At 66.0% G+C, this 10,251-nt stretch carries 13 protein-coding genes; 5 read left to right on the top strand and 8 right to left on the bottom strand.

The window, feature by feature from the left end:
* The first annotated feature begins 214 nt into the window (after positions 1 to 214).
* Positions 215 to 808 (top strand): TetR/AcrR family transcriptional regulator, encoded by a 594-nt coding sequence (locus tag DFR69_RS08275; RefSeq protein WP_110036800.1) that lies wholly within the window; start codon positions 215 to 217, stop codon positions 806 to 808.
* Here DFR69_RS08275 and DFR69_RS33905 read toward each other — a convergent pair.
* From DFR69_RS33905 to DFR69_RS08255, 4 genes are all read right to left on the bottom strand, one after another.
* On the bottom strand, positions 805 to 1,548 hold the full coding sequence (locus DFR69_RS33905; RefSeq protein ID WP_146229233.1) for a hypothetical protein: 744 nt from the start codon (positions 1,546 to 1,548) through the stop codon (positions 805 to 807). The two genes, DFR69_RS08275 and DFR69_RS33905, sit on opposite strands and share 4 nt — an antisense overlap.
* A 300-nt stretch (positions 1,549 to 1,848) precedes the next feature.
* Positions 1,849 to 2,109, bottom strand: coding sequence for a hypothetical protein (locus DFR69_RS08265; RefSeq protein ID WP_110036798.1), 261 nt, complete (start codon positions 2,107 to 2,109; stop codon positions 1,849 to 1,851).
* A 65-nt stretch (positions 2,110 to 2,174) separates the two neighbouring features.
* Complete coding sequence (locus tag DFR69_RS08260) at positions 2,175 to 2,378, bottom strand: hypothetical protein (RefSeq protein WP_110036797.1); 204 nt, start codon at positions 2,376 to 2,378, stop codon at positions 2,175 to 2,177.
* 9 nt (positions 2,379 to 2,387) lie between these two features.
* Positions 2,388 to 2,582: a three-helix bundle dimerization domain-containing protein gene (locus DFR69_RS08255; protein WP_244198146.1), complete on the bottom strand. Its 195-nt coding sequence runs from the start codon at positions 2,580 to 2,582 to the stop codon at positions 2,388 to 2,390.
* Positions 2,583 to 2,791: 209 nt separating this feature from the next.
* Between DFR69_RS08255 and ppk2 the strand changes: the two genes are divergently transcribed.
* On the top strand, positions 2,792 to 3,730 hold the full coding sequence (ppk2, locus tag DFR69_RS08250) for a polyphosphate kinase 2 (protein ID WP_244198145.1): 939 nt from the start codon (positions 2,792 to 2,794) through the stop codon (positions 3,728 to 3,730).
* A 146-nt stretch (positions 3,731 to 3,876) separates the two neighbouring features.
* Complete coding sequence (locus tag DFR69_RS08245; protein WP_208643927.1) at positions 3,877 to 5,148, top strand: low temperature requirement protein A; 1,272 nt, start codon at positions 3,877 to 3,879, stop codon at positions 5,146 to 5,148.
* A 36-nt stretch (positions 5,149 to 5,184) separates the two neighbouring features.
* On the opposite strand, the gene DFR69_RS08240 is transcribed toward DFR69_RS08245, so the two are convergent.
* Positions 5,185 to 5,733, bottom strand: a complete 549-nt coding sequence (locus DFR69_RS08240) for a TetR/AcrR family transcriptional regulator (RefSeq protein WP_110036796.1) — start codon at positions 5,731 to 5,733, stop codon at positions 5,185 to 5,187.
* A gap of 89 nt (positions 5,734 to 5,822) precedes the next feature.
* Between DFR69_RS08240 and DFR69_RS08235 the strand changes: the two genes are divergently transcribed.
* Together DFR69_RS08235 and DFR69_RS08230 are read left to right on the top strand one after the other, a co-directional pair.
* Entirely contained in the window at positions 5,823 to 6,716 is an 894-nt protein-coding gene (locus DFR69_RS08235) for an LLM class flavin-dependent oxidoreductase (RefSeq protein ID WP_110036795.1), read from the top strand.
* On the top strand, positions 6,713 to 8,017 hold the full coding sequence (locus DFR69_RS08230) for an FAD-binding oxidoreductase (protein ID WP_110036794.1): 1,305 nt from the start codon (positions 6,713 to 6,715) through the stop codon (positions 8,015 to 8,017). The genes DFR69_RS08235 and DFR69_RS08230 overlap by 4 nt, the downstream gene beginning before the upstream one ends.
* A gap of 473 nt (positions 8,018 to 8,490) precedes the next feature.
* On the opposite strand, the gene DFR69_RS08225 is transcribed toward DFR69_RS08230, so the two are convergent.
* The 3 genes from DFR69_RS08225 to DFR69_RS08215 all read right to left on the bottom strand — a co-directional run bounded on the left by DFR69_RS08225 (position 8,491) and on the right by DFR69_RS08215 (position 10,201).
* Positions 8,491 to 9,348 (bottom strand): aldo/keto reductase, encoded by an 858-nt coding sequence (locus DFR69_RS08225; protein WP_110036793.1) that lies wholly within the window; start codon positions 9,346 to 9,348, stop codon positions 8,491 to 8,493.
* Positions 9,345 to 9,782 carry a cupin domain-containing protein gene (locus tag DFR69_RS08220; RefSeq protein WP_110036792.1) on the bottom strand — a complete coding sequence of 146 codons (438 nt, stop codon included), beginning with the start codon at positions 9,780 to 9,782 and terminating at the stop codon, positions 9,345 to 9,347. Before DFR69_RS08220 ends, DFR69_RS08225 begins: the two co-directional genes overlap by 4 nt.
* A gap of 89 nt (positions 9,783 to 9,871) precedes the next feature.
* Positions 9,872 to 10,201 carry a carboxymuconolactone decarboxylase family protein gene (locus DFR69_RS08215; RefSeq protein ID WP_110036791.1) on the bottom strand — a complete coding sequence of 110 codons (330 nt, stop codon included), beginning with the start codon at positions 10,199 to 10,201 and terminating at the stop codon, positions 9,872 to 9,874.
* Positions 10,202 to 10,251: the final 50 nt, after the last annotated feature.

Genomic DNA, 10,251 nt, shown 5'->3' with positions numbered 1-10,251 from the left:
AGCATCATCACCACCATCAAGATGGCGATCACGGCGAGGCCGATGCCGCCGATGATCACCCAGCGCGGGACGCCGCGACGTTTGGGCGGCTCGGAGGTCTGGTAGGTCATGGTCGTCTCCTGGTTCGAGGAATCTGTCCACCACCAGTCTTTGCTATACAAATTGTCTCTGTCAATACGTTTCGTTCGAACTATGTCGTTGCGTATACTTGGGTATGCCGAAACTCTGGAACGACACCATCGAGGAGCATCGACGTGGTGTCCGCGAAGCGATCCTCGACGCCACCTGGGCACTGGTGAACGAGCGTGGCCCGACCTCGGTGAAGATGTCGGAGGTCGCCGAGCGAGCCGGAATCGGCCGGGCGACGCTGTACAAGTACTTCCCCGATGTCGAAGCCATCCTCGCTGCGTGGCACTACCGCCAGATCACCCGACAGGTCGCCTTTCTCGGCGAGGTTCGTGATGGCGCAACTGGTCCCATGCGGCGGCTGTACGCGGTCTTCGGTGCTTACGGCCACCATCAGCGTCGCCGGGCGCAACACCACCGGCACCAGCCCCATGGCAGTGAATTGGCGATGTTGCTGCACCGCTCCGACGAGCAGGTCGAGGCGGCCCAGCGTCAACTGCATGCGCTGGTCGCCGACCTGCTCGCCGACGCGGGTCGGGCGGGGGAGATCCGTTCCGACGTCACGGCCGACGAGCTGGCGACCTACTGTCTGCACGCGCTCACCGCGGCTGACGCCATGGCCGATGATCAGGCGGTCGAGCGGTTGGTGGATGTTGTCATGGACGGACTGCAGAAGGGCTAGGTCGCAGGAATGGTTCCCATGCGGCACTTCTCTGCGCGGTGCCACGATGCAAGGAGCGCGGGGCGCAACGTGAGCAACTGCTCGCTGGTCATTGGGTAGGGCTTGCTCGTGATCGAGGGATTCGTTTTCCGGGTTCCGCAGGTCAGAGCGTCAAGCTGTTCTCGGCCCCGGCCGGAACGGCGAACAGAAGCATCCGCTGGGTGCCCTCCGGTAGACCGGCGAGCCGTCCGGCGAACAGTCGCTGCAGCCGCGCGGTCAGCGGCAAAACGCTGGGCAGATCGGTGGGGGAGCGGCCGTCGGCGAATACGGTAGGCAGTTCCCAGCAGTGCCAGCGGGTTGCCTGAGGCGTCCGCACGCAACTGTCGGCCCACCCGTGCCGAGAGCGCCGGAAAGGTGCTCCGCAGCAGCTGATCAGAACTAGCTTCGTCCAACAGCCGTAGGTCGTGGACGGGGAAGCCACTGCGGGTGAACCCGTCATCGGCCTCGGCCCACTGCACATCATCGACGATCAGCAGCAGCGGAGTGCTCTGGGTTGCAGCGGCTTTCAATAGCGCCAACGTCGCTGCCGCAGTGATCAGCTGTGGTGGTGCCGCACCCGGCGCCAGCCCCATGACCACGCTCAAGGCCTGGCGGTGAGCCGAGCTGAGGTCGTCGATCTCGGCAAGCAGCGGATGCAGCAGTTGATTGAGCGTGCCGAACTTCGACGTGCCCTCGTACTCGAGCGCCGCCGCCCGCAACACTCGGCTGCCCCGGGCCGGCGATCTCGGCCGCCATGTCCAGCACCGCTGTTTTGCCGACCCCCGGCTCGCCCCGGATGATCAACACGGTCTCGGGTGTCTGCCCGTGGACGAATGCCGTCACCCGGTCCCGCTCGACCTCACGACCAACCAGCACGGCGACCTCACCCTGTTCTTGCGGAACTGTCCATTGAGTTAAGTCCACCGTTGCCAGAGTCGACAGCGACTTCACGGTTGTTACTGGTCGCAGAATCGAGGGTGCCGTTCGGAGCCCGGCCGATTCCGGGACCGCGGAGAGCCGGGTCAGGTGAATTCGGCGCACCAGGTGCGCAGCTGCGGGACCGGGATCGCCGAGGCTTCCTCGGCGGGGACGCGGACCGGCCCGGCCGGGCGTCCGCAGAAGGTCGCGTCGATGAGGTAGTCGAGGTCATCGCCGGAGTATGGGTCGCGGTCGATGCCGATGATCGGGCCGTGTAGCTCGACCAGGATGCCCCAGTGGGAACCGTCGATTCCACGGTGCAGGGTGGTCCAGCCGATTTCCTCTCCGAGCGTGAAGTGCGGCATGGGAAACAACCGTAGGGCCGCCACGTCACGATGCGGTGAACCTCCCGCTCGGCGCGGCGGTCGAACTATTCGGCGGCCAGGTCCGGGAACCGCCGGTGCAGGCCGTCGATGAACCGGCGAATCTGGCGCAGGTCGGATTGCCATGCGGCGCGCTGTTGTGGAGAGCCTGCCATGGCCATGTCGGTTTCGAGCCGTGCCGCGTGTGCGGTGAGCATGTCGAGGAATTCGCGGGCTTGAGCCACGTCGGGATCGTCGTCCGGGTGGGTCATGCCGCTGGCTCAGCTGGAGTTCGACAGGACCCGATCAGCGTTGCGTTCGACCAGCAGCGGAACGAATTCCCGGATCGGGGATGTCGCGAAATGCTGGAAGGCGTTGTGGACGATGTCGGCAACGGTGTCGGCGTCGATCTGGGGGTAGCGCTGCTCGAGGCGGGTGACGACCTCACTGATGTGTTTGTCCTCTTCGTTCGCCATAATCCATAGGTTGCGGCCTGTCGGCGAACGGTCAACCTCGCCGGCCCGATCCCGGCAGTATGGCACCGACCGGCCCCACGTGTCTGGCCAGGCAACCCGAGCTTCGCCGGGTCGCGGTCGGGCTCGCCGCCATCTGGTCCGATGACGACCTCGGCGGCTGGCCGCGTGAGTTCACCATCTGGTCGATATCGATGACTATGGTCACGCGGATGACCGATTTCGCGACGCCTCCGCTGCTGCGTGACCTCAGTTCGATCGCCGATCTCGAGACCGCGCTCGACCTGACCGACACCTCCGGTTTCGTCGTCGACGATCTCGATGACGACGATGATCCGCTGCTGTTGACCGCGGACGGTGGTTTCGTCGTCGACACCTGGCGCGAGGGCTACCCCTACGGTGAGCGCTTGGCCCGCCCGGTCTATGAGGCCGACAAGCGGCTGCTGCAGATCGAGTTGCTCAAGTTGCAGAATTGGGTCAAGGCCACCGGCCGCCGCCTGGTGATCGTGTTCGAAGGCCGCGACGCCGCGGGCAAGGGCGGCACCATCAAACGGTTCATGGAACACCTCAACCCTCGTGGCGCCCAGATCGTCGCGCTCGAGAAGCCCAGCGCCCGCGAGCAGACCCAGTGGTATTTCCAGCGCTACGTCGAGCACCTACCCGCGCAAGGGGAGATCGTGCTGTTCGACCGCTCCTGGTACAACCGGGCCGGGGTCGAGCGGGTGATGGGGTTCTGTACACCCGAGCAGCACCGGCGGTTCCTCGGGCAGGTGCCGCTGTTCGAGCAGATGCTCATCGAGGACGGCATCGACCTGGTGAAGTTCTGGTTCTCGGTGTCTCCGCTCGAGCAGCGCACCCGCTTCGCCATCCGTCAGGTCGATCCGGTTCGGCAGTGGAAGCTCTCGCCGATGGATCTGGCGTCGCTGGACAAGTGGGACGACTACACCGCGGCCAAGGAAGAGAACTTCGAGCACACCGACACCGATCACGCGCCGTGGATCGTGGTCAAGAGCAACGACAAGAAGCGCGCGCGCCTCAACGCGATGCGCTACGTGCTGGGCTTGTTCGACTACGACAACAAGGACGACGAGATCGTCGCCCCCGCCGACCCGCTGATCGTCGGCCGCGCCCGCGACGTCGTGGGTTCCTGACCGTCGCGCGGCGGAGTGGCCCCCGGCCGCGTGCGACAACGAAGACTCCCGAGCGCTCGACGCCGCCGAAATCGGGGCGGCCGAACTAAGGTTCGTCTCGACCCTGAGCTGAGCGGGTCGATCATGAACTCGGCGAAAGGCGCACGATGAGCGAACGCACCGAACCTGCGGAGCGCACCCGCTCGCACCGCCTGCGGCCGATGGTCGGGCGCGACCCGCAGGAACCGCATCGCGCCGCGACCCCGCTCGAGCTGCTGTTCGACCTGACCTTCGTCGTCGCCTTCGGTGTCGCGGGCGAGCAGTTCGCCCACCTCATCGCCGAAGGCCACCTCGGCAGCGGGCTGGCCGGATTCACCTTCGCGATGTTCTCGATCATCTGGGCGTGGATCAACTTCACCTGGTTCGCCTCGGCCTACGACACCGACGACTGGATCTATCGGATCACGACCATGGTCCAGATGGTCGGCGTGGTCATCATGACCCTCGGCATGCCACAGATGTTCGCCTCGATCGACCGTGGAGTCGAGCTGGATAACTCGGTGATGGTCTCGGGCTACATCGTCATGCGCGTCGCGATGGTGTTTCAGTGGCTACGCGCGGCCCGCAACGACCCCGCCCACCGCAGTGCAGCACTCACCTTCGCGCTGACCCTCGTCCTGGCCCAGATCGGCTGGGTAGCAGTCGTCATCGCACCGCTGACCGTGGAGCAGGCCTTCGCCGTCGGGGCCGTGCTGATCCTCGTCGAAATGACCGGACCGGTGATCGCCGAACGCTACAAAGGCGGCACACCCTGGCACGTACACCACATCGTCGAGCGCCACGGCCTGCTGGTCATCATCACCCTCGGTGAGGGCGTCATCGGCACCGTGGCGTCGCTGTCGGCGGTCGTGGGCCGACAGGGCTGGAGCCTGAACGCGATTCTGGTCGCGATCGCGGGCATCGGACTCACGTTCGGGCTGTGGTGGGTGTACTACATGATCCCCTCGGCCGAGGTACTCAGCGTTTTCCGCGGCCGCTCGATCGTCTGGGCTCTGAGCCACATCCCGCTCTTCGCCTCGCTGGCAGCCGTCGGAGCCAGTCTACACGTCGCGGCCTACTACATCGACGACGCCGCGCACATCAGCGCCAAGTCGACGGTGCTGACCGTGGCCACACCGGTCGCGGTTTACCTCCTCCTCGTCTACATGCTCTACGCGTACCTGGTGCGAGTGCCCGACCCGTTCCACCTGTTCCTGCTCGCCGCCACCGGCGCGACACTCGCGTTGGCCGTCGTCTTGGCCCAAGGGGGCGTGTCGATGGCCTGGTGCCTGATCGTGGTGATGGTGGCACCGGTGGTGACCGTTGTCGGCTACGAGGCGATCGGGCATCGGCACCAGAGCCGGGCACTGGCGATCAGTCTGGGAACCGAACAGCGTTGACCCAGTGCCCATCTGGGCGACACATCGACGTAGTCGTTACGCCGCTGACCGCTCGGTGGCCAACCCGTCGAGGAGGAACCCGAGCCCGCGTCGCCACCAGTCGGGGTCGAGACGAATCGACTGGGCGTTGAGCCAGATCAGCCGGTCGAGATCGGTGGCCGTGAGGTCGCCGCGTAGTGACCCGTCGGACTGCGCTTGCCGCATCAGCGATTCGCCGTGGGTGACGGCTCGGCCGTTGACCTCCCGGAGTACGTCGGCATCGGGATAGCGGCGCGCGAACACCTCGTTGAACCAGGGGTCGGCCGCTTGGGACTCGCCGAGGGCGAAGACATAGCTGCAGAACCGTTCCCACGATGTGGTTCCGGTGATCGCCGCCATCGCGGTGTCGAGTTTCTGCGCGGCGACATCGGCGACGACCGCGTCGATGAGCCCCTCGCGACTGCCGAAGCGGTGGTAGATCGTGCCGACGCTGACTCCGGCGCGGCGGGCGATGTCCTCGAGCGGGGCGTCCAGACCACGCTCTTCGAACACCTCCGAGGCCGCCGAGCAGATCCGTTCCAGGTTGCGCCGAGCGTCGGCTCGCATGGGTCTTCTCCTGCCAGGAATAACTTGAAGGAGCGTCAAGTTAGATCGGATATCTCAACTTGAGAGTACTTCAAGATACGGAGGATTCCATGACCGACTACGGCCACGAACCCGTCTTCGGCATCAGCATCGACCCCGCCGCCGCAGGCCTCGACAACGCGTTCAAGCTGGCCCGCCACGCCGACGAGCTGGGCCTGGACCTGCTCGCCGTGCAGGACCACGCCTACCAACCCTCCTACCTCGACGCCTGGACCCTGCTGACCTACCTCTCGGCGGCCACCGAACGGATCTCGGTGATGACCGACGTCGCCGACCTGCAACTGCGGCCCCCGGCGATGCTGGCCAAGGCCGCGTCCTCGCTCGCGGTCCTCAACGGCGGACGAGTCCAGCTCGGCGTCGGCGGCGGCCCGTTCCCCGACGCGATCGCAGGTATGGGCGCGGCGGGTCTGTCCGGACGCGCGATGGTCGACTACGCCGAAGCCTCGGTCGAGATCCTCACTCGCGCTCTGGCCGGCGGCCCCGTCGACGCGGGCAACGACACCCACCGAGTCTCCTACGTCGCCGGACCGCGTGCCACCACGGTTCCCCAGGTGTGGGTCGGCGCGCAGAAGACCCGCATGCTGCAGCTGGTCGGCCGACGCGCCGACGGCTGGATCGCCCCACTGAACATCTACGTCCCGCCTGAAGACGTCCCCGAAAAGCAGCGAATCATCGACGACGCCGCCCGGTCGGCAGGACGTGACCCCGCCGAGGTCCGCCGCATCTACAACGTCATCGGAGGAATCGACCTGCCCGCGCGCCAAGGTCTGGTCGGCGACACCAACACCTGGGTCGAGTTCCTGACCGACGCTGTGGTCGACCTCGGATTCGACACCTTCATCTTCTGGCCCGTCGCCGAGGCCACCACCCAACTGGACCTGTTCGCCGCTCAGATCGTCCCCGCTGTCCGCGAGCGGGTCGCACAGATCAGGAAGACCCGATGACCACACTGTCGTCCACACTCGCCACGGTCACCCCGACCGACAAGGCCTACCGCCTGCTGCGCTCGACCTACACCACGGTCGGATCGCCATCGCTGATCCTGCTGCCCCGCTCGGTCGACGAAGTCTCCGAAGCCCTCACCTACGCAGCATCCACGGACCTGCCGGTCTCGATTCGCAGTGGCGGCCATGGACTTTCGGGATCGGCATCCAACGACGGCGGCATCGTCGTGGACCTGGGCGCGCTGAACACGGTATCGGTCACCGACCCGGCCACCGGGATCGTGCGCGTCGGAGCGGGCGCTCGATGGTCGCAGGTGGCATCGGCGCTGAGCCCACACGAGCTGGTGATCAGCTCCGGTGACCACGGCAACGTCGGTGTCGGTGGTCTGGCGACCGCGGGCGGCATCGGCTGGCTGGTGCGTTCCTACGGCCTGACGATCGATCACGTCCGCGCCGCGACCGTGGTGCTGCCCAACGGTGAGGTGGTTCGCGCCGACGCGGCCGAACCCGACCTGTTCTGGGCGATCCGCGGCGCCGGATCGTATGTCGGTGTCGTCACCGACTTCGACATCGAGGCCGAGCATCTGCCCGGTCTGCAGGTGGGCCAGGTGATGATCGAAGTCGACGATGCGGGTACGGCCCTGCGGCGCTGGTCGGAGTACATGGCCGAGGCGCCACGAGAACTGACGATGAGCGGCATCCTCACGATGTCGGGCAGCCGAGTGGTCCTGGCGATGACCGCTGTTGTCGCCGAGGCCGATCCACGCGCCGCCGCCGCGATGCTCGCGCCGCTGAGTAACCATCGCGGCACCTACCGCAGCCCCCTGACACCCGCCCGCTACACCGAACTGATGCCACCAGGCCACATTCACGCCAACCTCGGCCAGCAGGCCACGACCACCACCAACGCCCTGTTCGGGCGGCTGACCGAAGCTTCGGCCTCTGCCTTGGTCGAGGTCGCGCGCCACCGCGCACGTCCGCTGCTACAGGTCCGCGGTATCGGCGGAGCGGTCAACGACATCGCCACGGACGCGACAGCCTACCCACATCGCGATGCCGAGGTCCTCGTGACCGCGACCTTGTTCCCGCCGCTGGGCGGGCGCGAACTGGGGGAGGCGGTCGCGCCGATGTGGCCGCACGCCCTCGGTGCCTACCGCAACTTCGACAGCAGCCCCTCGTCGGCCACCTTCGACCGTGCCTTTCCCGGAGCCACCGGTGAACGGGTGCGGGAGCTGGCGAACCGGTACGACCCTGACGGCGTGCTCTCTCGGACAGGAGGTGGACCTGAGCGAAAATGCTGACCACGCCGGCCGAGGCGCGCCGGGTGGGCGTCTGTGCTGCACCGGAACGGTCGCAGGTTCGATTCCTCGGCAGGACACGCAAAACATGGGCAACTGGAAAACGCCTGGTCATCGCGGATTCTTACGCGATTTAGCGATCCCGGTTCGCCGGTGTTGATCCTATCGCGTACCGATCTCCGATGTGCCCACGCCGGGGCGCATCGGAGATGGAATGTAGGTGACCTGGGTGTATGCGCCGGGCGGCTGGTGATTGAAGCGGATTTCGCCCTGGGCTGCCTTGGGAGTTGCATGCGCGGATGTTCCTGGACGGTTGACCGCGCGGTGAGATGTAGCTCGGCTTGGGGCCGATGTCGTTCGGACGATGATTTCGGTGTGAAGAGGTGGTCTCTGGACCTGAGCCAGCGCGTCGGTGCCGACCAGCACACTCTGGTGCCAGTCGCGCGCTACTGCACCGAACAATCCGAGCGTGTGGCCTACTTTCCGCTGTAGACGGGGAAGACGCTGTGTTCGCCGTAGTCGCGGGCGCGCAGGTTTCGGAGGATGTCCATGTCGTCGTCGGTGATGTCGAAGTCGAGTTGGGCGTTGCTGCGCATGTGGTCAGGGTTGGCGGTCTTGGGCAGTGAGACGGTTCCCAGTTGCAGCGTGTAGCGGATGCAGAGCTGCGGGACGCTGACCCCGTAGCGGTCGGCCATCGCCGCGACGTCGGGGTTGTTCAGGATTTCCCCGTGGGCGATGGGTGAGTATGCCTCGACGAGGATGCCGTTGTCTTGGCAGTAGGCGATGAGTTCGGTCGGGGTGTTGCCCGCGTGGACGAGGAGCTGGTTGACGTGCGGGGTGGTGGTGCAGTTGGCGAGGATGTTGTCGAGGTCGTGCTGTTCGAAGTTGGAGACGCCGATCGAGCGGAGTTTGCCGGCCTGGTAGGCGTTTTCGAGTGCTCGCCATGCTTCGCGGTTGCCCTCGGCGTAGTCGCCGCCTCGGAAGTCGTTCCATGGCTGGGGGCTGTGGATCAGCATGAGATCGACGTGGTCCAGGCCGAGCGTGGCCAGCGAGGTGTCGATCGCGGCGGTGGCTCGGTCGTAGGCCTTGATCTCGGCGGCGAGCTTGGTCGACACGAACAGGTCCTCACGCGCGATGCCGCTGTCACGGAAGCCTTCACCGACGCCGCGCTCGTTGCCGTATGCCTGCGCGGTGTCGATGTTGCGGTAGCCGATCTCGATCGCCGCCGTGACCGCGTCGGCGGCGTTGTCGTCATCGATGAACCAGGTGCCTAGTCCCAGCTTGGGGATCTCGACACCGTTGGACAGGGTGTAGGTCTCGGTCAGGATGGTCATGCGTCGTCTCCGTTCGTCGTGGGCAGCGTGCTGTAGACCTCGTCGGTGACCGGTTCGAGCCATTCGTTGCTGACGTTGGCGCCTGGGGTGATGAAGGCGAGGTGGGAGAACCACGAGTCGGCCTTCGCGCCGTGCCAGTGCTTGGTGCCCGCCGGGACGCGGACGCTGGTTCCCGGCTCCATGCTGACCGGTTCTTCGCCCTCGGCCTGGTACCAGCCGGACCCGGCCGTGCACAGCAGAACCTGCTCGCCGCCGCCCTCGGTGCCGTGGTGGATGTGCCAGTTGTTGCGACAGCCGGGTTCGAAGGTGATGTTGGCGACGGGCACGCTCCCACCGGTCAACGGAGCGTTGTAGCTCTGGCCGGTGAAATATTGCGCGTAAGCGTCGTTGGGTTCCCCGAGCGGAAAGATCTGGTCGAATTCATCGGTGCTCACGGTGTCTCCTGTTCTGCGCTTCGTGGAGGGGCTTCGCCAGATGTCGAGCTGTTGAGCGGAGCCTGGGCTTGGGCAGCTGGGGTTGTTCGTCAGTTGCCGAAGACTTGTTTGGCGACGGTCATGGCGCTCATGCCGTTGGGCCAGCCGGTGTAGAAGGCGAGCTGGGTGATGGCTTCTTTCAGTTCGGTCTCGGTGAGGCCGTTCTGTCGCGCGTAGTCGAGGTGGAAGGTGAGTTGGTCGGTCTTGCCCATCGCGGTGAGCGCGGCGACGGTGATCAGGCTGCGGTCACGTTTGGACAGGCCCTCGCGTTCCCATACCTCGTCGAAGAGGACCTTGTCGGTGTAGTGAGCCAGGCCGGGCGCGAAATCGCCGAACGCGCGTTGCCCGCCGGTCCAGCCGGTGCTCTGCTCCTGGGTCATTGCTCGTCCTTTCGTCGTCAGTGTCAGGTCCTGGCCCAGCATGCGGGACG

The organism is Nocardia neocaledoniensis (assembly GCF_003182135.1).
Classification (GTDB): Bacteria; Actinomycetota; Actinomycetes; order Mycobacteriales; family Mycobacteriaceae; genus Nocardia; species Nocardia neocaledoniensis.
This window is presented reverse-complemented; position numbering and strand designations above follow the sequence as displayed.

Coding starts and splice junctions, on each gene's coding strand:
- DFR69_RS08240 (WP_110036796.1), bottom strand. CDS start 5,733: ATGCGAGCCGACGCTCGGCGCAACCTGGAACGGATCTGCTCGGCGGCC.
- DFR69_RS08230 (WP_110036794.1), top strand. CDS start 6,713: ATGACCACACTGTCGTCCACACTCGCCACGGTCACCCCGACCGACAAG.
- DFR69_RS08265 (WP_110036798.1), bottom strand. CDS start 2,109: ATGCCGCACTTCACGCTCGGAGAGGAAATCGGCTGGACCACCCTGCAC.
- DFR69_RS08275 (WP_110036800.1), top strand. CDS start 215: ATGCCGAAACTCTGGAACGACACCATCGAGGAGCATCGACGTGGTGTC.
- DFR69_RS08255 (WP_244198146.1), bottom strand. CDS start 2,582: ATGGCGAACGAAGAGGACAAACACATCAGTGAGGTCGTCACCCGCCTC.
- DFR69_RS08225 (WP_110036793.1), bottom strand. CDS start 9,348: ATGACCATCCTGACCGAGACCTACACCCTGTCCAACGGTGTCGAGATC.
- ppk2 (WP_244198145.1), top strand. CDS start 2,792: ATGACCGATTTCGCGACGCCTCCGCTGCTGCGTGACCTCAGTTCGATC.
- DFR69_RS08245 (WP_208643927.1), top strand. CDS start 3,877: ATGAGCGAACGCACCGAACCTGCGGAGCGCACCCGCTCGCACCGCCTG.
- DFR69_RS08235 (WP_110036795.1), top strand. CDS start 5,823: ATGACCGACTACGGCCACGAACCCGTCTTCGGCATCAGCATCGACCCC.
- DFR69_RS08260 (WP_110036797.1), bottom strand. CDS start 2,378: ATGACCCACCCGGACGACGATCCCGACGTGGCTCAAGCCCGCGAATTC.
- DFR69_RS08215 (WP_110036791.1), bottom strand. CDS start 10,201: ATGACCCAGGAGCAGAGCACCGGCTGGACCGGCGGGCAACGCGCGTTC.